Genomic DNA, 25453 nt, shown 5'->3' with positions numbered 1-25453 from the left:
AAAAGGATGATGGAGGTTTTAATAAAATGAATATTGAGATATGGTCTGATTTTCTGTGCCCTTTCTGTTATATCGGCAAACGCCGCCTGGAGAATGTACTGGAACAGTTCCCACACCGTGATGAAGTGAAGCTGCAATTCAAAAGCTTCGAGCTTGATCCAAACGCTGCATTGAACCCAGGCAAAACCAATTCGGAATATCTGGCTGCCAAATATAATATGAGCGTGGAACAGGCCAAAGGTATGAATGCCCAGATGAATGCCAATGCTCGCACGGCAGGACTGGAATACAATATCGACGCCATGATCCCTACGAACTCCTTCTCAGCTCACCGCCTGACACACTGGGCAGATACACAAGGCAAAGCGCTCGAACTGAGTGAACGGATATTCCAAGCTGTGTTTATTGAAGGTAAACACTCCGGCGACCCTGAAGTGTTGGCTCAGTTAGCAGAGGAAGTCGGCTTGGATCGAGATGCAGCTAAGGCAGTGCTGTCCAGTGATCAATTCACCGACAATGTCCGAGCTGACCAAGCGGAAGGCGAGCAACTCGGCATCCGCGGTGTACCGTTCTTTGTATTCGACCGCAAGTTCGCCGTATCAGGTGCTCAGCCTGACGAGGTGTTCCTGGATGCCATTCAAAAAGCATGGGACGAGCGTTCCCCTTTCACCATGGTTGAATCCAACACAACAGAAACAGACGGCAGTGGCATCTGCACAGATGACGGATGCGAAGTCCCGAAAAAAAATTAAGCCAATTCACACACACAAAGCAGCAGGATCAGGGGATATTTCCCGATCCTGCTGCTTTTTTTATATCCTTTTTAATTACCCACCCAATCTAAAGATGGATTTATAATATTCACGATAACGGAGTGGGCAGAAAAAAGCTGGAGAAGCGGAGCGCTCGCATTTATCACCGGATTTCTCCCTTGATAGAAATTTCAAAAAAATCTGGGGATAACGGCGATCGAAAGATTGTTCTGCACACGCAGTGTCTTAGCGTGACCGATTATACTTACATCTTAAACCCACGAAGAACGATCCGTAACCGGAACAAACGCAAGTAGTTCATCAAACACTTATATTCAACTAGCGTCTACCCACTTAATCCCAGAACAGTTGATCCGGATGTGGACCCGTCCGCTTATCCGAATCCAGTGCATCAATCTGTCTCAACTCATCCGGTGTCAATTCAAAGTCAAAGATGTCCGCATTCTCACGAATACGCTCCGGGGTAACCGACTTCGGAATCGTCACAATCTGATTCTGAATATCCCAGCGCAGAATGATCTGTGCTGGCGTTTTCCCATATTTCTGGGCCAGCGCTTTGAGGGTGGACTCTTGGTTCAGCTTGCCTTTCATGATCGGGCTCCAAGCCTCCAGTTGAATTCCCTGCGCCCCGCAGAAATCCTGAAGTTCCTGCTGGATCAGACCGGGATGCAGCTCTACCTGATTTACCGCAGGCACCGTTCCGCCCTCATCTATGATATCTTGCAAATGGTGAACTTGAAAATTACTCACACCAATCGCACGGATGCTTCCTTCGCTATATAGACGTTCGAATGCTCTCCACGTCTCCTTATACTGGTCTCTGCCAGGCCAGTGAATTAAATAAAGATCAATCACATTTAGTCCAAGTGCCTTCTGACTGGCTTCAAATGCTCTTAACGTTGAATCAAATCCCTGATCCTCGTTCCAGAGCTTGGTCGTCACAAACAGTTCGTTACGGGCAACACCACTGCTTGCAATAGCTTGTCCCACTTCTTCTTCATTGCCATAGATGGACGCCGTATCAATACTCCGATATCCAACCTCCAAAGCGGTCTCAACCGCCTGTTGTACTTCCTTACCTTTTGCTTTATATGTTCCAAATCCTAGCCATGGCATCGTTACTCCGTTGTTCAGAATTGTACAATCTGTAATATGTTTTGTCATTCTGTACCTCCCGTATGGAATTTTGCCTGCTCTTGTTCTATTAACCTTCTCACAGAATTTTAAGCGACCATTCGACACACTGTCGAAGAATACCAATGGAAGAGGAGTCATTGCAAAAGAGATGAAAAACCCGCAAAGCATTGCTGCCCTGCGGGTTCTGGTGTGACAGGAACGTTATAAATTCCCTTGACCGTGCTGACTCTGGATTGAATTCAATCTTCTCTTCTCCTCGATGAACATTTCCTCTGCCAACTCAACACCTTGCCCTCCGAGTGAAAGCTCTGCTTGTCGCATCGCCTGCTCCGTGTGTGCCAGACGTCGTTCCGCCTGTACAATGGTCTGTGCCGTCGGATGAGACATGGCCTGAGATACAGCATAATGAAGCTTGTTCACCGCATTTTGCGCCTGAGATACGGTGGTATCGGCTTGCAAACTGGAATCATAACGCTTCGGCATGAGTATTCCTCCTTGGGATTATCATGTTCCTGTTACCCCTTTAGGATGGATAACACAAGCCTTCCTTATTCTTCTTTTGTGTTTTCATCGTAACTTTAATTGATTTCGCTACGTTTATTAGGTAATCATTCCAAATCAGGAGGAATTTATTTGAAGAAAATATTATTGACACTCTGTATGTTGCCCCTGCTCATTTGGGTACAAGGCTGCACTCCTGCAACATACGAGATAGAAGGATATACAGCGTCATCCATGAACCCAGACATCCCGGTTCCAACCAATGCAAAGCTTATTGAAAACATAGCTTATTCCGATGATCCCAACCTTAAAAAAGGCGTTAAGTACGAGCTGAAACATATTGGGGGTGAGCAAGGACTATACCCGCCAATGGATTATTTTCAGAAGTTAGCGGATACAGGCTGGGTAGAATTGGAGGAAGAACGACTTGGAAATGTACATTTCCTGAAAAAGGATATTACCGTCATTGCCATTGAAATTCGAGAAGATACCTTCCAAATTACTGAAATGGTCCAAGGTGCTATGGAGTAACACATCCTTTCACTGCTACCCAAACGAAAAAAAGGAGAGGCACGTAGCCCCTCCTTGCGGATGTTTGAACTTTTCGTTCTCTCACCTTGTTTTATCCTATTACTTCACGAACTTTGCGACTTTGGCGAGTACTTCTTCTTCTGTCGGCGCACTGATATACCGACCATTGATAAAGACAAATGCACGTTTCGCGCAAGGACCGCAATAGGATTTGCACCCAATCTTGATCTCCGTGTCTGGAGCCATTTTTTGCAGCTTGGGTACAATCGATTTCAGTCGGACATGATTACACTTTTCGCATACGCGGATATCGTTAGCCATGAGTTCCCCTTCTTCGCGCCCTTAGTGGTCGCCGTGATTACCTTGGGACGGATTCGTAATAACAAATCCCTCTTCCGGGAAGTAGAGGTAGTCAATTTTAACACCGTTCAACAAAGGCTGATCATTCGCGAGAATGACATCAATCTCTTTATCGGTAGATACAACTGTATCATTTTCTTTTGGTGTGTCGAGATCAAGCCCGTAGTGAGCATGGTCACCATGTGCATGTGTGATGACAACGCGCAGGGTTTTTCCTTCGTTCTCCGGCTTGTCCAATTCAAGCTTCAATACTTTAGCAGCATTACGCGTAATTTTGCAGTTCATTCTCTTCATCTCCTATATTGTAATTGCAGGTTTCAACAATTTCAGCATTCTTAAACTACAGCATCTATTGTAAAGAAAGTTACCGCTCTTCGCAATAATATTGATGCGAATTCAATGTTAAAATGATCCATTCGGCCGCAAACTAAGAAGGTGCCCCCTCCTGAAGCACAGGATATTTACGTTCTGCCCGGCTTACAAACCAGTTCATCAGAATCAAAGTGACCCCGATATCATCGATGGGCATAAACGGCATTACGTCAGGAAGTACCCAGTATAACAGCGCCGGAATAATAAACAACAACTTTTCTCCCAAAGGAATCTGCGGAGCCCGGAGCAGCCGGGGGAGCCTTTTGAAAACTTGTGTCCATCGTTTGAACGACAGCAGTCTTCTCCACTTCATTTGAATCCCTCCGTATAATTGTATATGTCGCCGAAACGGCACATCCATCATTACCCGTTCAAAAACATTCAGAACGAATGACGTAGAATGTCATTATAAAAAATAATAAAAACGGAACGTCGCTCATAGCGTCCGTTCCTGTTATACGAATGATCTACTGTTAAGTTTCACACCTTCATAATTCAGGGTCTTGCCTCATTGTCCATTGGATAACAGTTCAGCCAGCAACATTCCCACTTCTATACAGATATCATCAAACTGTTCTACGGGAAGCGGATTAACACCCAATCCAACTTCCACCGTGAAGCCCGGTTTACCGAAATCTTGAATAAACCAGTCCTTATATCCGGCATCACTGCCACCGAGCTTCACCGCCTTGTAGCCGGAAGCTTTGGCGAGTCTACGCGACAGCGGTCCACTCTCCCTGGGTTCAAGATCACGATAGTTCCAATAAATCTCCTGTCCCTGACTATGCAGGGATACTACCGCATCAAATGTATGTTGCTGAGTCCACTGCTCAAGCGCCTGTGCCTCTGGTTCTGTCAATGGCGCTGTCCCTGCATAATCCCTGGGGCCAGGTGAGGTCACACCTCTTCTCACTGCTTCTTCCTCCCAATGGGCTGGAAATTGATCATTCAGATCCACCCCTCTGATGTTGGCCTTCCAATGGGTGAAATGTGATCTGCCGGCATTCCAGGCTAACAACTGCTGCGCATGTGGATGCTGATTGACCACACCTTCCTGAACCAGTTCGACCCCGTCCGGATTAACCATCGGCACGGCCCAGAGTGTCGTCTCTTGCATCCAGCGTTCTGTCTGGTATTGATGCCATGTCCTATCCGCACTATACGCCTCGGCATATTCCTCGATAAACTTCATCAGAACTGCTGTTGTTAACCACTCATTAGCATGAACCGAAGCGTTAACATGGATATGTCTCGACCCTTGCCCAATACGCAAATAAGGCAGCAACTTCCCCATAACACTTGTTCCAATGGACCCCGTCTCGATAAACGGGTATTGATTCTCCAGCTTGTCTATATCCCTGATTAATTCTCGATAACCATACTCTCCCTGAATCTTCACGATAGTTTTTCCATTCGAAGCCGGAATATGAATGCAGCGACCAACCCAGTCAGTTACATTGGTGATTTCGGGATTGGCCTGGCGCAACACCTCTTCGTCCAGACCAAATCTCCCTGCAATCTCTCCTACACTTTCTCCAGGCGGTACAGCGTATCTGCGACCTGTCCCGGGGACAATACGCAGCATCTGACCTGCCAGCAAGTATGGCTGGGAAGCCACCTCCGGGTTCAGTGCAGCAAGGAACTCTTTGGTCATATGGTGTGCTGACGCAATTCGCGGCAACGTATCTCCCCGCTGAACGATAATCCACTGCAGATCCATGTTGTTCTCCTTTCCACAGGAAAAGACAGGTCTCCTGTCCAGTTCTGACCGATTTCGTGTCTGTAACATATGTATGCAGGTCAGGTTGTCCGTCATGTGACAAGAATCATGTTTATCTTCGGTTAATGCATAATGACGACAAAAAATCCCGGAACTTCACAGTTCCGGGATAGTCCACAAACCAAATTACATTAATTAAAAGTCTTATTCATGCATAATTTGAATATAACTATGATAATTGCGTAACTTGCCAGACAACAGGGGTCTTGGAGATCTGCTCCCCCAACCATCGACGGGTGATATTCTGGAACATTCGCGGGTCACCCGTGCAGAAAAATTGATGCACCGGAGTCTCATCCCCACTGGCCAGCTTTCGTTTATCATATAAAATCGTACTGATTTCACGTGCCGTTTCATCTGCTGAACTGATTAACTTCACTTCCTGTCCCATAACTTCCTGAATCGTGTCCATGAGAAAGGGATAATGCGTACAGCCCAGAATAAGACAATCTATTGGTTGTTGTTTAATCCCGCCCAATGATTGTTCCACCGTATGTGTCGTGTGCTCGGAACGAAATTCACCTTGTTCCACCAACGGCACCAGCGCCGGACAAGCCTGACTGACCACATCAATATAGGGGGACAACTGCTTGAGTGCTGATGTATAAGCCCCACTACCTATGGTACCCGTGGTACCAATCACACCAATACGTCCTGTACGTGTCGCTGTGATTGCGGCCCGCGCACCCGGATGTATAACACCAATGACAGGCATATTCACCTTGCCACGGATATACTCCAACGCGGCTGCTGTTGCTGTGTTACAGGCGATAACGATAACCTTCGGATCGAATTGGATCAAGAAATCAACGATTTGTTCCGTAAATTGTTTTACTTGTTCGGACGAACGGGGTCCGTACGGTGTCCGGGCAGTATCCCCAAAATAAATGATCTTTTCCCGCGGGAGCTGACGCATCACTTCCTTGGCGACGGTCAGTCCCCCCACACCGGAGTCTAATATAGCGATTGCTTGCTGCACGAACACACCGCTTCCTTCTTCATTGAATTGGTTCTCAAAACGATTGTTTCTCAGAGCTTTCTTCCTACCGTATGAACATTCCGGCAAAAAGGTACCTACATCTTACCCGATTTCATCGCAGGGTTCAAATTAAATCCACGGGCTACGTCATCTATGTGTGGACACGCAACAAAGCAGGCTCTCCTCTAAATAGAGGAAAGCCTGCTTATCAAGCTTTGCTTAGTTGTCGTCCTTGGACTCATCCGAAGGAAGCTTCGCTACGATGTCAATTCCGGGTTCATCCACTGTTTTATCGATATCGTTATCAACAATGGCTGCCGATATGCGAATTTCTTTCCCTTCAGCGCAATTGCGCCAGGATTGAATATCCTGAATCACGACATCTGCGGTCTCTTTAACTTTGGATACGATCTGCGAACTTTGTTCTCCCACGATACCAGCCAGTTCCTGACCTTTCTCCGATACCTGACGAGCACCTTCTGTAATATCCTGACGAAGTTCACGTCCCGATTTCGGTGCCAGCAACAATGCTGTTACTGAACCAACCACGGAGCCAATAAGAGCTCCCCACAACAAACTTTTGTTAGAATCCTTCACGTCACATCTCTCCCTTTACTATTGTTTAAGTACCGGACTAGAAGCAACGGTCTGTCGCTCAGCCATCCGGGCGAATGCCTACTCTGTTGATGCATTATAAGCAGCACAGGCTTGACTTGACACTCCAGATGTTAAAAATAATCTGAACGCCCTTTTTGAATGGATGCAAATGACTTGGCTTAAACTCAGTTCTGACGAGCCGGCTCGAGATTAGACGCGGCATGCTCATCCCCCGGGTCCAAATCAATCACATATCGTCCAGGTGCAATCAATGCTGCCTGATGTTCACAACGCCAGCGACGTCCACCTGAAGAACCCAGCGTCTGTCCATCTTGCAGAACATCCCCCTGATCAAATATGTAATACGCTGCACCCAGTAAGGTCTGAGCCACCGTATCCGGATCAAGACCGACGAAGTGACACTGGACATCAGGTACACCCAGCGCAGATAATCCCACGGTATCCATGACCAACCCGCGCTGTTCCTCTGTACCTCCAGCTTGATACATTCGAACGTTCATGGCTGCATACAGATGTTCCTCACGTTCCTGAGCTTGCGTATATGCTTCCGGTTCAACCAGCTTGTCACTGCCATACCAATACAGCGCGTCACAGGTCAAACTCTCCATGATTGCCAGTACAGTCTTCTGAAACAGCTCCAGACGCTGTTTACGAGGCATGGCAGCCGTGAACATATCATGTATCCGAATGGAGTAACGCGCAGCTTCCACAGCTTGTCCTGCATCCGGCCAATGCCATGCTTGTTGCAGAGCACCGCCAAAGCGAGCACGATCTGCGATTTCATTCACAGGAAGCATGCAAGTCTGAGCAGGGATATCCCCTTCCTGGAAGGATACCTTGTGGTCCAGATGATAGAAGACAAGCATCTCATGCTTTTGCCCTCCGCTCTCTTGTTTCACATCCAGTCGGACTTGTCCTGTATGACGGATCATAGCTTCCTGCAAACGCAGGCGATCCACCTCTGGACGTTCCCGGAACAAAAGTTCAACCATATACACCGGATGGAATCCGGAAGGTGTTTCATTTGTTTCGTTACTTTCAGTATTAGCTTCATTGAATTCTTTTGATTCATTTGTCATTCGATTTCCCTCATTCCTTACGCTGTCCCTCGGCCTGTGCCGTATTGAAAGGACCAAGTTCTTTTTCCACGTAGGCGCTAACCTGAGTAGTAAAATGTTCAAGTATACTCGGCAACTCTACGCTAAGTGGATGGAGCTCAGACCGCTCCCAGGTGTAATAATCCTGCACCAGTGGCTTGCGTAACGTGACAAGCTGACGCAATATCTCATAGGTCGGATTATCAAAAACCTTTTCTTCATAATTAATCTGAATAATATCATCATAGCTGCTTGCATCTCTCATGATGAAGCCGTCGATCAGATAACTTCCCACATCGGTAACAATCTCGATCGCCAGGTGAAGACAACGTTCCTGTACCATACCCAGCATGAGACTGCCATCCCAAGCTTCTGCTGCCCCGCGAAGCCCTTCAGCTACTTCCGGTACAGCAGCAAGCCGGCGGGCAATCTGTTCTCTGTTTACATAATACATTCGTTCACTTCCCGTTCAGTGAGTTATCGGTTCCGTTTCCCTCTTCGCTTAAGCCAGAATATCATCACAGGACAAGCGATTAGAAACACAACAAAAATATATAGAAATTCCATAACGTCTCTTAAATCGCTCATGCAGAGTCCCCTTTATCTCAACGTAGTTTGAATGACAGATCAGATTTCGTAGTCCACTGCAATTGACTGTTCTCTGACTTCGTTCATGTACTTGATAACTTCCTGATGAAGCGGGTGTACCTGATACGCCTGGAGATCCTCCAGTGACGCAAACTCCGCCGTGAGTGAAATGTCGAACGATCTCTCCGAGCGAAGCACATCAATCCCGATTTCAAGTGAAACTAGGACATCAATTTTACCTTCCAGATTGCGAAGCACCTGGGCTGCAGCTTCAATACTTTCTGCTGAACGATCTTTCATTTTAAACAGGACAATATGTTTTATCATCTGGGCAAGCACCTCATTTAATATAATAGTAGAAATGAATGAATTTTCATGTATCCAAAATATATCATAACGCTCTCTATTACGAAAGGATACTTGGAAACGTTCTCTTGATAAGAAAAACTAATCCAAACCGTTTCCTTTCGATTCGGATTTCTTTTGAGAACTATCCTCCGTCTGTTTCGCGGATTCATCCTGCAAAGTTTGTCCTGTTTCAGCCTGCTGCTTGATGTTGTCTGGAGTTTGCTGCGGTTTGGACCACTCACGATTCGTCAGATACTCCTGATCCTCCTGTTTTTTCAACACTGCAATGGCCTGTCTGAGCTTTGCAGGCAATGGAAGACCGATTTTGGCATAGTTCTCGGTAATCGAAATGAGTTCATTCACCAGATAGAAATAAATAGCTCCGCCTTTGATAAAATCGGTTCCCATGATCAGATCAATTCGATGAGCAAGCAAAACAACAGTCAGCATGAGCCCTTTGCGAGCAATCCCCCAGAATCCAATGTTGCTATTTAACCCGGTACCTGTTCTTACCGCCGCTGCCAAACCTGTTATATAATCCACAGCCATCGCGACCGCGAGCAGGCTCAGCAATTGATCCCATCCGCCAAAAGCAAACGTAACAAATGCTCCCGAGATGGCAGCAAAGGTATTCACAGATAGATGCACGTTCCTCACCTCTCCCTTACACTTGAGTATCATACAATATATGTAAAAGTAAGAGATTTGACAGGTCACATGTCATGCTGAACATGCGGATTTATCATTTCAGATTTGTGCACATCCTCTTCGCAGCAGGGGAGCGAAAATCACATGCTTTTGGGGAATTCAGGGAAATAAACCGCATCATATCAACAAAAAACAGATAAAAGTTCTTTAGACCTAATAATAAGTAATTAGAACTATATTATTTTTATTCCTGCCGAATTTCTCCCCTCATTTTTAGTGAAACATTGTAATCTAGGAATATACTAGGATGTGAATTGCGCATGGTCTAGTTCGTAGTTCCCTCTTTATCATGAATTGACGCATTGATGCATTTGTAACCGGTAAACCCGGCACTTGAAAGTACCCCGTTGTTTATTGTAGTATTTGGTTAAAAAAAATCGGAGGAAATATGCCTAATCAACCAGAACAACATTCCATCCAGGCGTGGTCTCTGATCAACCGTAAATACTTGGGAAAAGGCGTCCGTGTTAAACGATTCCGAAAACCGACACGCTGTCAAATCCGCAATCGTGTTCTTCTTGCCGTGCTGATGGCCAATGATATCAAGTTGTCCCAGCTAGCTGAAGACCTCTCCATCTCTTCACGCAGTGTCAGTGCGTGGGTATATGAAGGACGGATACCCGGCAGTACCAATTTGGACAAGACTTGCCAATTACTCGGCTACCCGCGTCATATTCTCTTCAATGAAGAAGTTGTGCGTAATAGCCCTGTCATATGTCAACCCGAGTCATCTCGCTTCATGAAGCGTACGGTGACCCGTTCTCCGGTTAGTAACCGTATTTTGACAGGCTTGTGTATGGTCCATGATCTGTCGGTGACAGATGTCAGCCACTGGATCGGGGTTCATCCCGGCACTTTCCGCAAATGGCTGCATCAGGGAACACTGCCTTCTGCTGCGTTTCAGGAACAAGCGGAGCAATTTTTCCGTATCCCGAAAACTATTTTGTTCGCAGATGTCATCTTGAAAGATCGTCGCAACAACTAAATAAGCGAACAGCCAAAAGGCTCTGATCTCCCCATAGGGAGGCCAGAGCCTTTTTAAAATGAAATACATGCCTTCTCTCTCGGACTTGAAGCACTGTTCTGGCTATTCCCTGAGAAATGTCAGATAACCTACCCTAATTCGCCTTTTGATCCCAAGGAGAGCCATCACAGCCAGCTACAAGCTAAGTTTATACATTTCATCATGACCGTTCTCGCTAAAAGGTTATCCTAACCTCGTGTTTAATACTTCATTGATATATCTCAATCCGGTATATCGAGGACGAAGCGTATGCGCTGTGTTGAACGCATGTTCCACCATCTCCGGAGTTACACCGAGTTGCTCAGTAGTCACAGGTCCACCTACTTGTTCCAACCATGCGATGAGCTGAGAAGCCTCCGGCAATTGGTCATATATCCCAAACACCGGTTCACCCGATGTCTGTGCAAGCTCTTTATATTTCACCGTAAGCAACGCACAAGCTACGCCAACTTTGGCACCATGCAGAACCGGTCTTTCTCCCGCTTGCATCAGATCCATCTCCAAGATGTGGGACAGATGATGCTCACCTCCGGATGCCGGACGGGAATGGTCAATGATCAGCATGGAGATACCGGAAATAATTAATGCGTCCATTAATACAGCTACTCCCTCTGCTCGCCCCTCCGAAATAGCTTGTACATGATCTACGCAGGTCTTCAGCGCTTCTTCTGTCATCCGATAAGCAACTGGACAGAACGGTTCTCCGCCCAGTTCACGAGAAACAATCCAGTCTGCAAGTGAAGTATATTTACCAAGCATATCTCCGAATCCGGCAGCTGTCATCACTTGGGGGGCTTGCTCCAGAATATCCAGATCGGCAAAGATAGCCTCAGGCGGAACAGCCTGAAATGTTTGTTTGATGCCGCTTACAATTAAGGGTGCACCCGCAGAGGTAAACCCATCCACTGAAGCCGCTGTCGGTATCGACAGAAAGGGCTTGTTCATTTTGGAACAAACAAATCTCACCAGATCATGAATGGTACCTGAACCCACCGCAATTACAGCCTGACTTTCGAGTCTCACACCCAACATGACCTGTACAATAGCTGCTTCATCCGCAATGATATCACCCGTACGATTCTCCGGTATAGAGATCTCATCCACATGCATTCCAGCTTCGCGAATACTACTCAGCACATCAGATCCAGCGGCCCGAAACGTATGTCGATCATAAACAACTGTCACCTGACGATATCCTTGCTCAGACAAATAACCCGGTAACCTCTGAATGGCCCCAGGTTCCAGATGAATCAGCATATCCACCATCCGGTGTTGATGACCGCAAGCACACTGCTGTGCTTCCTCATTCCATGCTGCAATTCGTTCGTTCATATTCATTCGCTCTTACCCTCCCATATGAGATATCATGCATAATTAACGGGTTAAAACCACAAGATAAAAAAGGAAATAAAATGTGATGATTTTCCTGATCACACTTTACTGCCTGTACCCAATATTTGCAAATCCATATCTCACATTTCCAAGTAGGTGAAGCAATGAAATTAACGAAAGAATTAGGAATTTCGCTCGGATTTCTCGCCGGAACCACTTTTGGCAGCGGTATCGCTTTTTTGTTTCGTCTCCAGTCGGTTGAAGTGGTTGCCAGTGTTACGCTATTTGGTATTGCAGGAGCCATTGCCGGGATCATCACGGCAGTCATTCTGCGCCAGCGGCAACATTAGCATTGGCATGCTGGTAGCAAAATGTAGGCTTCACACGAATGATCCACAAAATAAAAAAAGGTTCGTGAATTGCCCTAGAGCAACTCACGAACCTTTTTTGTTAGATGCGGTCGAGAGGACTCGAACCTCCACGGGGGGTTAGCCCACACGGACCTGAACCGTGCGCGTCTGCCAATTCCGCCACGACCGCATAATATGTATCTCCTCATCCATCGATGAAAAGCGTTCCGGTGAAGCAATTCCTTGTTTTACCGTAATTCAGAGTATACATGCTCCAAAATAAAAATGCAACTTCTTTTTTATACATTCAAAAAAAGGACATATGTCCTTTTTTCTCAACTTCAAATACCCTATCGTAGCAATAAAACAAATATTCCAACCATACGAATGCAAAAATGAAGGAGAGATCCACCTTGAAAACAACCCATCTGTGCTTTATCGGTGCCGGGTTTCATGCATCCACGAATATTTACCCTTCTGTTGTTGAAGCCGGAGCGCGGATCCAGGCCATTGCCACACGGAGTATGCAACGCTCTGAAGCAGCTCTGCTGCGATTTGGCAGCAACGGAAAAGCGTATGACAATGCTCAGCTTATGTTGCAGCAGGAAATCTGTGACGGAGTCGTTGTGGTCGCCCAGCCTGTAGATCAGACCGCTCTTGTCCTTGAATGCATTCGGGCAGGCAAGAATGTATATGTGGATAAGCCGCTCGGATGGAAAGCAGCAGAAGCCGCCACTGTAGCAGAAGCTGCTCAGCAGGCTGAAGTCGTTGTCATGGTCGGTTTTATGAAACGTTATGCCCCCGTATACATAAAGCTGAAGGAGCTCATTGATAGTGGTTCGCTAGGTAAGGTACGTTCATTCCAGATGAAATTCGCTGTAGACAGTACTCCATTTTGCAAGGATGAGGAACAGTTCATGAAGCTCGCTGCCATTCATATGGTCGATCTGATGCGTTACTTATTCGGGGAAGTAATACGGGTTACAGGCACAACTGTGAAGGATGGGGAACACATTAATCAAAGCATTTCCCTTGTATTTGAGAATAACGTCGTAGGCAGCGCTTATTTTACCGGCATGAGTGCTTGGTCACGGGAGAGTGAAAGTGTACTCGTCACCTTCGACAACGGATTTGCGTCAGTTGAAGAGATCAACACACTTACTGTTCATCAATCCCGAAGCTCGACCAACCTTCCCTGGAAATCTCTCGAAGAGCAAGATACCGTATATACACCTTCCGGATCTCCCATGTCAGGAGCTTATCGCGACCTTTATCTACGCGGGTTTGTTGGTGAAATGGTGCACTTTATCGCGTGTTGCCAGAATCAGACTGTCCCACATTCCAGCGCCAAGGATAATATTGCAACGATGGCTCTATGTGACACCATTCTAGCGTCACTGAAGTAGCGGATATACGCTCATCATCATATTTTATACATCCAGAGAGGAGCCTGAAACCGGGGCTCTTTTTTATCTTATAGACATCATCGCACCTGCCTTCGCCTAGAATTAGGGTTTATAATCTGAATTATAAGTGATATGCTCTTTCATGTACCATACGTACTTTATATAATGTAACCACCCAAATAGATACTATAGAAAATCACCGTAAAGTGGAGGTGTACTTATAATGAAAAAGGACGCAACCAAGCTATGTCCCGCGCCATACGGCTGTTCCGTAGAAGTTACCCTTAGTGTGATCGGAGGCAAGTGGAAAGGTGCCATTTTGTATCATTTATTCTCCGGTCCTTTGAGATTTAACGAGATCCGAAAATTGTTTCCTGACATCACCCAGCGTATGCTCACCCTGCAACTTCGAGAGTTGGAAGGCAGCGGAATTGTTCATCGTGAAATATATCCCCAGATCCCACCTAAAGTGGAGTATTCCCTCACACCATTTGGTGAGACGTTACGGCCGATTATCTTCAGCATGCGAGATTGGGGAGAAACGTATACAAATGAGGTTCTGGCCAGATCCTCACAAGAGGTATAATACACAAAAGAAGCTGTCCCTTATTCTTAGGGGACAGCTTCTTTGCTTGCTTATTTAATAACCGTCTGAATCGTAACTGTTCGGTTACGCCCTTCTTCCTTGGCTTGATACAATGCATTATCCGCCAAGTGAAACAGTTCTGTGGATGTTGTGGAGTGCTTCGGATATTCAGCAATTCCAGCCGAGATGGTGACGGAACGATCTATAGGCAATACGCTTTCTTCGACCGTTATTCGGATACGTTCAGCAATCTCAAAAGCCACGTTAGACTCGGAATTTCTTAACAAGACTACAAATTCCTCTCCACCAAACCGGGCACAGACATCTTCTGGTCGAACAGACAATTGAATGATATTGGCAATGTGTTTCAATACTTCATCCCCAGCATGATGCCCGAATGTATCATTAATGGACTTGAAGCGGTCGATATCCAGAACAATAATGGAGAACGGCACCTCATCCTGAATCCATTCCTGAATGACTTCTTCGAAGGTTCTGCGATTGTTCATGCCTGTTAAAACATCGGTTCTGGCATCATAGACAAGCTGGTTTGTCTGTTTTCTAAAGTTCGCCAATGCGCCAACAACTGCTCTCGTTAGAAGGTCTGCCTCTCTATTCCAGTGAGGTTTTATCACCGGTAGATCCACTTGTCCCTTATCGACCTGATTCACCAAATCAGCAAGCATAGCAAAAGGACTGGCCAGCTTGCGTGCAACCCGAACCACAATAAGGGTCAGGATCAGGAAAGGCACTGAAGTGTACAGCAACAACATACGGATATGATGATTCAACTGATCGTACACCGTTTGGGTTGGAGACACGATTACGACGCCCCAACCTGTTGATGGAACTTTGTAATAACCTGCAAGTGAATCCACACCTGCCAGGTTTTTGTATTGTTCCTTACCGTTCTCGTTTGCTAACAGCTTTTGCACCACTTCATTTTCACTGACATTTTCACCAATTCGGTTGGTGTTTGGATGAAATAACAAAGTGCCCTTCTTATCCACAATAAAAAAGTAGGAACCATTACTTGTCTTGAGCTGACTGCCAAAAGACAGACTCAATATATTATTTTCCTGTAAAAAGATATTTCCACCAATCGTTCCTTGGTACTCCCCTGCCAAATCAAAGATCGGTTCACTGACAAATACAATTCTGCGTTTGGTTCTGGGTGTCTGGTACGCTTCGGAGATATACGAAGCCCTCAAACTAACCGCTTCTTTTGCTGCATTGGAACTAACATGGTGACCTACGCTAGCCTGTGAGTAAGGTGAAGTAGACCTGACTACTCCCGCTTTATCTACCAAAGAAACGGAATTAAAAAAATTACTGCTATTGCGAACCAAATCCAATGTGGAATTCAACTCTTTTGTATTGGAGCGATCCACATCAGGAAAATACTGGGTTGCATATTTTAAGCTCTCCTGCATGGAATCAAAAAGCGAATCCAGAGTTTGGCTCATTTGCACAGCGCTTGCATAGTTTAGGGACAGGGTGTTATCAATGAGTGACTGTTTCTGAGATGTATAAGATGAGATGACCATGAGGGTCAATGTCATTATAACTGAAATAGTGACCAACCCGCCGAGTAAAGCCGTGAGGCTGATCTTCTTGATGTTTTTTATTTTTTTTCGTAATCTAGATCTCTTGATCTGTGCAATCATCGTTTACTTCCCCCGGATTTTCATGAAAAGGCATATTCCTTCTATCTTATACGAAAGTTGTTAAGATCAAATAAAGAGTTTGAGAAATCTTAACAATTACATCGTAAGATTGACGATTTAATGACATTTTACTTTCCCTGGAAGAATCACTGTTCAGGATCGCCCTAATCGACAATGATATAACCTTCTTCTGGCTCTTGTTCAACAAACCCTGCCATCTGACGAACCTGAAATTCGATCGGGTGATGACTACCCATTAAAATGCGATTTTGAACTTCATCCGCTGTTTCTGTAGGTAATGCAAATGCACGTGTATAGACAAACTGCGCCTGAAGTGTCGTATAGATCGCATTGACAAGCCGATCGTTGCCCGCACGCCCGAACACATTAATGATCACAGCTCCGTCCGAGTCCAGCTTGTCCTTGACCATGGCAAAAAAATCACTGGATATAAACTGCTCCGGTGTACCCGTTGCCGTAAAGGCATCAATAATAATATAATCATATGTCGCAGCGGCTTCCTGGCCTAATAATTCACGACCATCCCCAATGAGCACAGGACTTCCCTCATATCCAAAAAAGGTTTGGCTCAACTCCACGACCTCTGCGTCAAGCTCAGCCACTTTTACCTGACGATCAGACAAGTAGGTTGGCAATGTGCCAATACCATGTCCCACCACAAATACGGTATCAAACTCAGGATCATTCCGTTCCATTAGATGCACCATCGCTCTCGGATACTCCAACACCATCCGCTTAGGCTCATCCAGATCCATGGCTCCCTGCACAGCTGCGTTCGAGAATTCTAATACACGAAACTGACCCTTCTCTCCATAAAGCTTTTTGGTATCATATACCGTCAGCTCATGCTGTTCACTTTTATTCCGATACAGAACTCTCACTAACCGTTCTCCCTTCGATCTCTTACGCCTATTCGACATATACCTTCATTCTATTACACGGGATGACAACATTCCACCCTATACTTGAAAGATCATAGTACAACAAAAAAACCGTTCCGACTCAACCGGAAACGGCCTTTTGATGAACCATTTAACACTTCTAAGACCCTATGGCCTCATGCAGAGCCTGGACATATGCTACGCCCAGATTAGAGAGAGAAGTACTCTTGTGGCTTATCCACCCTACATTAATGGATTCCTCACATTCCAGCGGTACAGGAATAATCTCGTTTCCGTTCAGATCAGCGCTAAGTACACCCGTAGAGATCGTATAACCATTCAGACCAATCAACAGGTTAAACAATGTTGCGCGGTCATTAACCTGTATGCTTTTGGGGTGAGATAACGTACTCAGGATCTCTTCGGAAAAATGAAAGGAATTGTACTCTCCCTGGTCAAATGACAAGTACGGATAATCCTGCAATTGCTCGATGGCAACCGACTCCTGCTTCGCCAGCGGGTTCTTCACACTGATAAAGATATGGGGCTTCGCTGTAAACAAGCTCGTGAAGACCAGACCCGCATCTTTTAACAATTTGTTAATCACCTTAGCATTGAACTCATTCAAATACAGGATGCCAATTTCACTACGCAGGCTTTTCACGTCCTGAATAATCTCGTAGGTCTTTGTCTCCCGAAGCGCCAACTCGTATTCATCCTGACCATACTGCTGTACCAGACGAACAAAGGCATTCACTGCAAACGCATAATGCTGCGTCGATACGGAGAAGTGCTGCGGGGATGGCTTGGCGTTCAGATAACGGTTCTCCAGCAATTCAGCTTGTTCTACCACCTGACGTGCATAACTCAGAAACTCAACGCCTTCTTTAGACAGAGATATTCCCTTATTGGTGCGTTCAAAAATAGTAATTCGCAACTCCTGCTCCAGATCCCGAATGGCATTCGAAAGGCTGGGTTGCGAGATAAACAACCTTTTGGCTGCTTCATTCATGGAACCGCGCGTGGCAACTTCGATCACATATTTTAGTTGTTGTAATGTCACTGCACTATTCCTCTTTTCGTATCAATTGAATCTATTATATACCAAAAGAGGATCAGACCTTAAGCCATGCTTGCTGTCGGTCTGACTACAATCTCATTTACGTCCACCTCTGCCGGCTGGCTAATGGCAAACAAGATACTTTGCGCAATCGTCGAGGCGGGAATGGATATGCGCCGATACTCTTTCATGAGATCACGTGCTTCTTCATCAGAAATCGTATCCGCGAGTTCCGATTCCGTCACGCCTGGTGATATAAGGGTTACGCGGATATCTCCGCCTACTTCCTGTCGCAACCCCTCCGAGATGGCGCGGACTGCGTATTTGGTTGCACAATACACCGCTGCCGTTGGTGACACGGCATAGGCTCCAATAGAGGCGATATTAATAAACTGGCCGAAACCCTGCTTTTTCATGACGGGTAGTCCAGCCGCAATGCCATGCAGAACACCACGAATGTTAACATCTATCATGCGATTCCACTCATCTACCTTTAACGCTTCAAGGGGAGATAGCGGCATGACTCCAGCGTTATTTAAAATAACATCGACACGTCCATAGCGAGTTAGAGCGAGGTCAACGATGGTTTGCATCTCTTCCAATCTGGTAACATCCAGCGAATGATACTCCACTGATCCGCCCTCCAAACGAATGGAGGAGGCCAATGTCTCCAAACGGTCCACACGCCTAGCTCCAATAACTACATGCGCTCCATGCTGTGCAAGCAATCGAGCTGTTGACTCACCAATTCCACTACTCGCACCGGTAATCACAACAACTTTCCCTTTTACATTGGACATATTATATCGCTCCTTATTTGGTTGTTATTGTACATTTTCTCTATACAAAACCATGCCTGCATGATACAAAACGCCGTCCCTGAAGTCTCCATCCGCTGTAAATCCCGTATCATCCACGTATTCTATATGTTCCCCATGAACAACATAGCAACCCTGATATGCACTTTGCCGATCTCCTCTTGCTTCATCATATCTACCGCAAGGAAGAAGTTCGTGTCTGATATATCCATCCTTTGTGACCCACATCCCCACATACGGGTGTTTGGGTTCTTGTTGGTCGCCCATTGAATTGCGCTCCATTGTTTCTCACTCCTCTCTGCTTCAAAAGATTCCGTTGCTTATCTCCATTATGTAGAGGATCAGTCGTTGTACGATAGAAAAATCCCGCAGTATTCTTGCCTATTCCTCCAGCGCGTTTTAAAATAATAGTAATAGTGGTTTACAAGGGGGCTGCAATTCATGTTTATCAAAACCAATGAAGCAGATACAGGCATCACAGAGCAGCAGCAACAATTGGCTCAACTTATTGAGCATTTCACCCCAAATGACGGGATACATCCAACAGCAATTCCATCCCTTGCCTTAATCCGTGCCTCCGAGATCTCACAACCCATATATTCCGTTCATCAGCCTGCCCTCTGCATTGTCGCTCAAGGTTCCAAATTAGTTATACTCGGCCGCGAGAGTTACACCTACGACCTGTCACAATATTTGGTAGCTTCCGTAAACTTGCCTATTTCAGGGCAGGTTGTAAAGGCTACAACCAAACATCCCTATCTATGTATTCGACTGGATTTTGATTCAGGGCAGATTTTCGATCTGATTCAGGATACGTCTTCTGCACAACCCAAACCTGACCATTCAACACGAAGAGGATTGTTTGTTAGCTCAACCAAACCTTCCCTTCTTGAAGCCGTGATCCGATTGGTTCGGCTGCTGGACACACCTGAAGACATTCCCGTTCTTGCCCCTATGTTTATCCGCGAAATTCTATATCGTATTATTCAGGATGAACATGGACATTCCATCAAGCAGTTTGCTATTCAGGACAGTCATGCACAGCACATCGCCAAGGTGATCGAAGTCATCCAATCTGATTATGCTAAGCCACTTCGGATTGAACAACTTGCTGCCATGATCAACATGAGTTCTTCCTCATTACATCATCATTTCAAAGCTATTACCGCCATGAGCCCTTTGCAATTCCAGAAACAAATTCGATTGCATGAAGCCCGGCGAATGCTGCTTGCAGGTTCAACTGATGCCGCCGACGCTGCGTTCCAGGTTGGCTATGAAAGTCCGTCTCAATTCAGCCGGGAGTATGCCCGCATGTATGGTCTCCCTCCCAAAAGCGATATCAAACGACTTCGTCATACACTCGATATTAAATACTAGAAACAGCAAAAAGACCCGCGTCATCATGACGTGGGTTTTCGGATTCATATAGGCAGCAGCGCCATCAAGAGAATATGTTCTGTTTTTCAAAAACAGACATCTGGTTCTCCCCGCTAATAGGACATTCATCAGGATACATACTTCGTTTCTCCAACTTCTCGTCGATAAAATCAACCACTTGCTGTAGCGAAGCAATCTGTGCTTCAACTTTCTTCCGGTGATTCACCAGCATCTCCCGTTCATCCGGGAAATCGGCAAGATCGGAATCCATGGACATTTGTAAATAAGGCTTCATTTCCTCCAAAGACATTCCTGTTTTTTTCAGGCATGTGATCAATTTCATCGTATGAATATCCTCCGAGCGATATACCCGATGGCGATTGGCCTTGCGTTCAGCACGGGGAAGCAGCCCAATCTTCTCATAATAACGAATTGTATCTTCTGATAATCCGGCCTGTTCTGACGTTTCTTTAATGGAGAATACTTCATTCTCGCTCACCATATGGGCCTCCTCCACATTCATTTCTATCCATTTTACAACTTGGAGCTGACTCCAAGTCAAGCATGATCCGTTCCATCCCACCCCCCTTGACTTGGAGCCGACTCCAAGTTATAGAATGAGCGCAGCATACAGATTCGTTCTGTAATCCCATTCTATCTGGAGGTATATATGAATATACAAAATCAGCTTCGCACCGCTCTCATCACAGGGTCAACGTCAGGAATTGGTCTTGAACTGACACGCAAGTTACTGGCTGAACAATGGCAGGTCATCGGTCTCAATCGTTCCACTTTCCCGACTGACGATACCGATATTCAGAATGCATTACGATCAGGCCAGCTCCGGTTGGTTCAGGCCAACCTGACCAACTACGACAGTCTGAGAACGGCACTGGATCAGATTAAATCCGATACCGATTCGATCGATGTTTTATTTAATAATGCAGGAGGTAGCGCTGCTGAACTTCGTTTTTCTGATCAGGGGCATGAAATGCACTTTGAACTTCAGACGGTAGTCCCTTACATCATCTACATGGATTTAGTTGATCTATTGCTCAAAGGACAGATGAAAACCGTCGTTAATACCTCTACCACTGCTTTCAAAATGGTCAAACAATTCGATCTGAACATCCTGGAACGACCAGCTGAATTCAAAAAGCTGTTTGGTCCCTATGCCATTTCAAAGCTCGGTTTATCCCTATGGACACGCGAGGTTGCCAAGTCTGCCAGTGCGGGTGGCATACAACTGCTAAGCGTAGATCCCGGTGGAAATAATACGCTAAGGGGCAACAAAACATCCGGCCTGCCCTTCTATATCAAACCCATTATGAAATGGTTCTTTCCCCATCCAAGTCATGGCGCTTCATTGCTCTACAGTGCGACTTTATCACCCACCAGACATGAATCCGGTACATTTCTGGTGAAAAATAAGGCGACAGCACTTCGTTTCACAGAGCAGGGCCCTGCCGTTCTCCACCGGGTAAACGAGATTTATGAACAGCGTTTCCGTACACTGTAGTCAGGAAAGCCCCCAACCAACCCAGCTTAATCATGATGGATGTTGTCCCTCATATTATCCAGGCCCTGATTCATAGGTGTAAACATAACGATACCATGTCGCGTGTGCCATGGGACTGAATCTGGAGGGATAACTTCATGACCAAAGGACAGCAACCAAACGAAAAACCATTTATCATCCCGCAACCCATTCGCAGTGATGGCGCAGGAGGACCTGATCTGGGACCGAGAGACGTCATGAGAGATATACAAAACCCCGATATGCTGGTACCTCCGGCAACCGATAACGGGTTATTGCCCAATCTGAAAATGTCTTTTTCCGATACCCATATGCAATTGAACCATGGGGGTTGGTCACGTGAAATCACCGTACGGGATCTCCCTATTGCCACTACACTGGCTGGTGTGAACATGAGCCTGACACCGGGAGGTGTACGGGAATTGCACTGGCATCAACAATCGGAGTGGGCCTATATGATCTGGGGAACGGCAAGAATCACTTCGGTAGATCAGAACGGACGTAATTTTATTGCGGATGTCGGGCCTGGCGATCTCTGGTTTTTCCCTAAAGGTCTACCCCATTCCATTCAGGGATTGGAGGATGGTTGTGAATTTCTGCTCGTGTTTGATGATGGCTCCTTCTCCGATCTGAATACGTTATCCATATCCGATTGGTTTGCCCATACACCACCAGAGGTATTGTCTGTCAATTTCGGTGTGCCCGAATCTGCATTTCAGTCGATGCCAAAGGAACAGGTCTACATTTTCCAAGATACCGTTCCGGGTTCCATCGAAAGCCAGGAAGTTCAGTCGCCATACGGTACCGTTCCTCTCACATTCAAACACCGATTGCTGGCTCAGGAACCGCTAATTACACCTGGCGGAAGCGTCCGGATTGTAGACTCCACCAACTTCCCCATCTCAACTACCGTTGCAGCCGCACTTGTTGAGATCAGACCTGGTGCTATGCGTGAACTGCACTGGCATCCCAATGCAGATGAATGGCAATACTATCTGACAGGACAAGGAAGAATGACTGTCTTTGGAGGCAATGGCATTGCTCGCACATTTGACTATCGGGCTGGAGATGTCGGATATGTTCCTGTCGCAATGGGACACTATATAGAGAATACCGGCACAGACACTTTATGGTTTTTGGAAATATTCCGAAGTGATCGATTCGAGGGTGTATCGCTGAATCAGTGGATGGCGTTAACCCCGCAGGATCTGGTCCGTGACAATCTGAATGCGCCGCCTGAGTTGCTCAATGCCTTGCGTAAAGTAAAATGGCCTGTCGTTTAATTTAGTATGTATATCTATCATTTAAGCTGAAATGGGGTAATTGTCAGAGAATCCCACTATATAAGGAGGAATATGAAAGATGAGAGCCGTTACGTTTCAGGGAATCAAGGACATTCAAGTCAAAGAGGTTGAAGATCCCAAACTGCAACAGAAGGATGATATTATCGTTCGTATTACTTCCACAGCTATATGTGGATCCGATTTGCATATTTATCAGGGAGCCTTGCCTGCTGCCAAAGATTATGTTATCGGTCATGAACCGATGGGCATTGTAGAAGAAGTAGGTCCGGAAGTGACACGTGTGAAGAAGGGGGACCGTGTGGTCCTGCCTTTTAACATCGCTTGTGGTGAGTGCTTCTATTGCAATCATGACATGGAGAGCCAGTGCGATAATTCCAATGGCAATCCGGATATTCATACAGGGGGTTATTTTGGGTTCACCGAACGCTACGGAAATCACCCCGGAGGTCAGGCAGAATTATTGCGTGTTCCCTACGGGAACTTCACTCCGTTTGTGATTCCTGAATCCTGTGAACTTGAAGATGAAGCCCTATTGTTCCTGTCCGATGTTCTTCCAACCGCTTACTGGAGCGTCGAGAATGCCGGAGTTAAACCGGGAGATACAGTCACTGTACTCGGAAGCGGTCCGATTGGGCTGATGACACAGAAGTTCGCCTGGATGAAAGGTGCCAAACGCGTTATTGCTGTGGATCGCCTGCCCTATCGACTGGAGAAAGCCAAACGTTTGAACGATGCAGAAATCTTTAATTTCGAAGATTACGATGATATGGGTGAGCACATTCGCGAGATTACACAAGGCGGAACCGACGTTGTTATCGATTGTGTAGGTATGGATGGTAAAAAGAACATGCTGGAAGAAATCGGGCAGAAGCTGAAACTTCACGGCGGTTCACTGAGTGCGATCGAAATCGGCATGAAAGCGATCCGCAAATTTGGTACACTCCAACTTACGGGTGTATATGGCTCTTCCTACAACATGTTTCCTTTAGGCAATTTGTTTGAACGCAATATCAATCTCAAAATGGGACAAGCTCCTGTTATACATTACATGCCTGAATTGTTCCGCAAAATCACTGCTGGTGAATTTGATCCAACCGAGATCATCTCCCATCGGATTTCACTGGAGAATGCAAGCGATGCGTATCGCATTTTCAACGATCATGAAGACGAATGTACCAAAGTTATACTTAAACCCTAAACCGTCGCTTTGATTATCAATATGCAAAATAAAACAAGCAGAACTACCTATTCAAGGTACTCTGCTTGTTTTATTTTATCAACATTCACATTCATCCTGTTACCGTTGCATAAACTGCTCAGCTAAATGGTCCTTTACCTAATCAGATATGAGCCGGTTTAATCGCTTGGATATACACACTTTCTCCTTGGAAGCTGTCAAGCTTCCCGTTCTTGGTCACTTCAAAATCGAAAAATTTTCTAATGATAGACGGAGCACTCAACATGCTTGCTTCAAGCTCCCCTCTCTCCCGTTCCGGCAGTGCTGCACGGTTACACCATTCTTCAAACTTAAAGCGTTTCTGGAAGGAAACCATCGTTACCATTCGGAAGCCGGCATACTCCAGCATATGAATCCATTCCGTCTTGCGCCATGCTCGAACATGGCTTGCATCCCGGCACTTCTCCACTTCATTGTAAAACTGGTCATTCTCATCACGTTCAGGTGCCACGTTGTCAATGAATAACAACCTTCCACCGGGCTTCATAACTCGTAATGCCTCATGAACAAACGAAGAAACATCCGGAAAATGGTGGGCAGCAATTCGGCAGGTCACTAGGTCAAAGACATCATCATCGAATGGCAACTTCTCTGCATCCCCGGCCACAAAATCTACATTACCGTGTCCATTCCCTTGGATAAATCGTTCAGCTACCTGAAGCATTTCTTCCGTTAGATCGAGGGCTGTCACCCGCTGAACAAGTGGAGCCAATGCATTAGCGACATGCCCTCCCCCTGTGGCGATATCCAGCACGTTCATATCCGGAGTAGCTTGAGATGAAGCCACGAGCAACGCGAGATCTTCACCTTTGGCATGCCCCGAACTCGTCACGTATTTACCTGCATTTTTCGCAAACTGCTTCTGCACCTGACTTTTGATTACATCAGACATTCCAATTCCTCCTGCATAAGTTTCATCAGATGAAACATAGTTTCAAAATATAATTATATTTAGTTTACCACACATGAATGTAAAAGCTAAATAAGCATTTTACACAAATACGGAAGCAACTTTCCACTACCTGACGAAAAAACTGAAATAAAAAACATCTCCCAAGTGA

At 45.9% G+C, this 25453-nt stretch carries 29 protein-coding genes, 1 tRNA gene and 1 pseudogene; 10 read left to right on the top strand and 21 right to left on the bottom strand.

From position 1 onward, the window contains the following. Positions 1 to 26 precede the first annotated feature (26 nt). Positions 27 to 752, top strand: a complete 726-nt coding sequence (locus tag MKZ13_RS10265) for a DsbA family oxidoreductase (RefSeq protein ID WP_339183755.1) — start codon at positions 27 to 29, stop codon at positions 750 to 752. A gap of 354 nt (positions 753 to 1106) precedes the next feature. Here the strand turns inward: MKZ13_RS10265 and MKZ13_RS10260 are convergent, their stop codons facing one another. Next, positions 1107 to 1937, bottom strand: coding sequence for an aldo/keto reductase (locus MKZ13_RS10260; protein WP_036670089.1), 831 nt, complete (start codon positions 1935 to 1937; stop codon positions 1107 to 1109). 174 nt (positions 1938 to 2111) lie between these two features. Further along, positions 2112 to 2393: a hypothetical protein gene (locus tag MKZ13_RS10255; RefSeq protein ID WP_076209046.1), complete on the bottom strand. Its 282-nt coding sequence runs from the start codon at positions 2391 to 2393 to the stop codon at positions 2112 to 2114. A 150-nt stretch (positions 2394 to 2543) separates the two neighbouring features. Between MKZ13_RS10255 and MKZ13_RS10250 the strand changes: the two genes are divergently transcribed. Then, positions 2544 to 2942 carry a hypothetical protein gene (locus MKZ13_RS10250; protein WP_339183752.1) on the top strand — a complete coding sequence of 133 codons (399 nt, stop codon included), beginning with the start codon at positions 2544 to 2546 and terminating at the stop codon, positions 2940 to 2942. A gap of 99 nt (positions 2943 to 3041) precedes the next feature. Here the strand turns inward: MKZ13_RS10250 and MKZ13_RS10245 are convergent, their stop codons facing one another. The 10 genes and pseudogenes from MKZ13_RS10245 to MKZ13_RS10200 all read right to left on the bottom strand — a co-directional run. Then, entirely contained in the window at positions 3042 to 3263 is a 222-nt protein-coding gene (locus tag MKZ13_RS10245) for a DUF1450 domain-containing protein (protein ID WP_017689421.1), read from the bottom strand. Between the two features lie 21 nt (positions 3264 to 3284). After that, positions 3285 to 3587, bottom strand: coding sequence for an iron-sulfur cluster assembly accessory protein (locus tag MKZ13_RS10240; RefSeq protein ID WP_339183749.1), 303 nt, complete (start codon positions 3585 to 3587; stop codon positions 3285 to 3287). Between the two features lie 142 nt (positions 3588 to 3729). Then, positions 3730 to 3987 carry a hypothetical protein gene (locus MKZ13_RS10235; RefSeq protein ID WP_017689423.1) on the bottom strand — a complete coding sequence of 86 codons (258 nt, stop codon included), beginning with the start codon at positions 3985 to 3987 and terminating at the stop codon, positions 3730 to 3732. A gap of 195 nt (positions 3988 to 4182) precedes the next feature. Further along, positions 4183 to 5388, bottom strand: a complete 1206-nt coding sequence (locus MKZ13_RS10230; protein ID WP_339185377.1) for a M14 family metallopeptidase — start codon at positions 5386 to 5388, stop codon at positions 4183 to 4185. A 235-nt stretch (positions 5389 to 5623) separates the two neighbouring features. Beyond that, the gene (racE, locus tag MKZ13_RS10225; protein WP_313771487.1) at positions 5624 to 6433 is read right to left on the bottom strand and encodes a glutamate racemase; all 810 of its coding nucleotides are present in this window, start codon (positions 6431 to 6433) and stop codon (positions 5624 to 5626) included. Positions 6434 to 6652: 219 nt separating this feature from the next. Then, a complete protein-coding gene (locus MKZ13_RS10220; protein ID WP_211081786.1) occupies positions 6653 to 7030 on the bottom strand; it encodes a YtxH domain-containing protein in 378 nt (125 codons plus the stop codon). A 185-nt stretch (positions 7031 to 7215) separates the two neighbouring features. Beyond that, complete coding sequence (locus tag MKZ13_RS10215) at positions 7216 to 8130, bottom strand: DUF4261 domain-containing protein (RefSeq protein WP_221823300.1); 915 nt, start codon at positions 8128 to 8130, stop codon at positions 7216 to 7218. Between the two features lie 10 nt (positions 8131 to 8140). Further along, positions 8141 to 8602 carry a HepT-like ribonuclease domain-containing protein gene (locus MKZ13_RS10210; protein WP_076318399.1) on the bottom strand — a complete coding sequence of 154 codons (462 nt, stop codon included), beginning with the start codon at positions 8600 to 8602 and terminating at the stop codon, positions 8141 to 8143. Positions 8603 to 8775: 173 nt separating this feature from the next. Further along, on the bottom strand, positions 8776 to 9063 hold the full coding sequence (locus tag MKZ13_RS10205; RefSeq protein WP_017689429.1) for a Dabb family protein: 288 nt from the start codon (positions 9061 to 9063) through the stop codon (positions 8776 to 8778). 285 nt (positions 9064 to 9348) lie between these two features. Continuing rightward, positions 9349 to 9765, bottom strand: a pseudogene (locus tag MKZ13_RS10200) (phage holin family protein); the annotation flags it as partial. 415 nt (positions 9766 to 10180) lie between these two features. On the opposite strand from MKZ13_RS10200, the gene MKZ13_RS10195 reads away from it, so the two are divergent. Beyond that, positions 10181 to 10777: a helix-turn-helix transcriptional regulator gene (locus tag MKZ13_RS10195; protein WP_017689431.1), complete on the top strand. Its 597-nt coding sequence runs from the start codon at positions 10181 to 10183 to the stop codon at positions 10775 to 10777. Positions 10778 to 10999: 222 nt separating this feature from the next. On the opposite strand, the gene MKZ13_RS10190 is transcribed toward MKZ13_RS10195, so the two are convergent. Next, positions 11000 to 12154 carry a sn-glycerol-1-phosphate dehydrogenase gene (locus tag MKZ13_RS10190; protein WP_221823296.1) on the bottom strand — a complete coding sequence of 385 codons (1155 nt, stop codon included), beginning with the start codon at positions 12152 to 12154 and terminating at the stop codon, positions 11000 to 11002. A gap of 158 nt (positions 12155 to 12312) precedes the next feature. On the opposite strand from MKZ13_RS10190, the gene MKZ13_RS10185 reads away from it, so the two are divergent. Next, positions 12313 to 12498 carry a hypothetical protein gene (locus tag MKZ13_RS10185; RefSeq protein ID WP_036609735.1) on the top strand — a complete coding sequence of 62 codons (186 nt, stop codon included), beginning with the start codon at positions 12313 to 12315 and terminating at the stop codon, positions 12496 to 12498. A 105-nt stretch (positions 12499 to 12603) separates the two neighbouring features. Here the strand turns inward: MKZ13_RS10185 and MKZ13_RS10180 are convergent. Then, positions 12604 to 12688: transfer RNA gene (locus MKZ13_RS10180), tRNA-Leu, on the bottom strand. Between the two features lie 223 nt (positions 12689 to 12911). Between MKZ13_RS10180 and MKZ13_RS10175 the strand changes: the two genes are divergently transcribed. Further along, on the top strand, positions 12912 to 13904 hold the full coding sequence (locus MKZ13_RS10175; protein ID WP_339183743.1) for a Gfo/Idh/MocA family oxidoreductase: 993 nt from the start codon (positions 12912 to 12914) through the stop codon (positions 13902 to 13904). Between the two features lie 223 nt (positions 13905 to 14127). Then, positions 14128 to 14490 carry a helix-turn-helix domain-containing protein gene (locus MKZ13_RS10170; RefSeq protein WP_017689435.1) on the top strand — a complete coding sequence of 121 codons (363 nt, stop codon included), beginning with the start codon at positions 14128 to 14130 and terminating at the stop codon, positions 14488 to 14490. A gap of 50 nt (positions 14491 to 14540) precedes the next feature. Here MKZ13_RS10170 and MKZ13_RS10165 read toward each other — a convergent pair whose 3' ends face one another. The 5 genes from MKZ13_RS10165 to MKZ13_RS10145 form a co-directional block, all read right to left on the bottom strand. Next, positions 14541 to 16052 carry a sensor domain-containing diguanylate cyclase gene (locus MKZ13_RS10165; RefSeq protein ID WP_313771486.1) on the bottom strand — a complete coding sequence of 504 codons (1512 nt, stop codon included), beginning with the start codon at positions 16050 to 16052 and terminating at the stop codon, positions 14541 to 14543. A gap of 269 nt (positions 16053 to 16321) precedes the next feature. Next, positions 16322 to 17059, bottom strand: coding sequence for a fused MFS/spermidine synthase (locus MKZ13_RS10160; RefSeq protein ID WP_221823288.1), 738 nt, complete (start codon positions 17057 to 17059; stop codon positions 16322 to 16324). A 160-nt stretch (positions 17060 to 17219) separates the two neighbouring features. Next, complete coding sequence (locus MKZ13_RS10155) at positions 17220 to 18122, bottom strand: LysR family transcriptional regulator (protein ID WP_076209057.1); 903 nt, start codon at positions 18120 to 18122, stop codon at positions 17220 to 17222. Positions 18123 to 18181: 59 nt separating this feature from the next. Further along, entirely contained in the window at positions 18182 to 18919 is a 738-nt protein-coding gene (locus tag MKZ13_RS10150) for an SDR family oxidoreductase (RefSeq protein ID WP_221823286.1), read from the bottom strand. 24 nt (positions 18920 to 18943) lie between these two features. Next, the gene (locus tag MKZ13_RS10145; RefSeq protein ID WP_221823284.1) at positions 18944 to 19219 is read right to left on the bottom strand and encodes an Atu4866 domain-containing protein; all 276 of its coding nucleotides are present in this window, start codon (positions 19217 to 19219) and stop codon (positions 18944 to 18946) included. Between the two features lie 159 nt (positions 19220 to 19378). On the opposite strand from MKZ13_RS10145, the gene MKZ13_RS10140 reads away from it, so the two are divergent. After that, entirely contained in the window at positions 19379 to 20314 is a 936-nt protein-coding gene (locus MKZ13_RS10140; RefSeq protein WP_339183736.1) for an AraC family transcriptional regulator, read from the top strand. A 64-nt stretch (positions 20315 to 20378) separates the two neighbouring features. Here the strand turns inward: MKZ13_RS10140 and MKZ13_RS10135 are convergent, their stop codons facing one another. Next, entirely contained in the window at positions 20379 to 20816 is a 438-nt protein-coding gene (locus MKZ13_RS10135; protein WP_339185376.1) for a MerR family transcriptional regulator, read from the bottom strand. Positions 20817 to 20984: 168 nt separating this feature from the next. Here MKZ13_RS10135 and MKZ13_RS10130 point away from each other — a divergent pair, with 168 nt between their 5' ends. From MKZ13_RS10130 to MKZ13_RS10120, 3 genes are all read left to right on the top strand, one after another. After that, a complete protein-coding gene (locus MKZ13_RS10130; RefSeq protein ID WP_221823278.1) occupies positions 20985 to 21833 on the top strand; it encodes an SDR family NAD(P)-dependent oxidoreductase in 849 nt (282 codons plus the stop codon). 137 nt (positions 21834 to 21970) lie between these two features. After that, positions 21971 to 23134: an oxalate decarboxylase family bicupin gene (locus tag MKZ13_RS10125; RefSeq protein ID WP_339183733.1), complete on the top strand. Its 1164-nt coding sequence runs from the start codon at positions 21971 to 21973 to the stop codon at positions 23132 to 23134. Positions 23135 to 23213: 79 nt separating this feature from the next. Continuing rightward, positions 23214 to 24353, top strand: coding sequence for a zinc-dependent alcohol dehydrogenase (locus MKZ13_RS10120; protein ID WP_074094414.1), 1140 nt, complete (start codon positions 23214 to 23216; stop codon positions 24351 to 24353). A gap of 142 nt (positions 24354 to 24495) precedes the next feature. Here the strand turns inward: MKZ13_RS10120 and MKZ13_RS10115 are convergent, their stop codons facing one another. Continuing rightward, positions 24496 to 25284, bottom strand: coding sequence for a class I SAM-dependent methyltransferase (locus MKZ13_RS10115; RefSeq protein WP_221823274.1), 789 nt, complete (start codon positions 25282 to 25284; stop codon positions 24496 to 24498). Positions 25285 to 25453 lie beyond the last annotated feature (169 nt).

The sequence above is a fragment of the Paenibacillus sp. FSL R5-0701 genome, assembly GCF_037973995.1.
GTDB lineage: Bacteria > Bacillota > Bacilli > Paenibacillales > Paenibacillaceae > Paenibacillus.
Note: the sequence above shows the minus strand (reverse complement) of the source record. Positions and strands in the feature narration are given on the sequence as shown.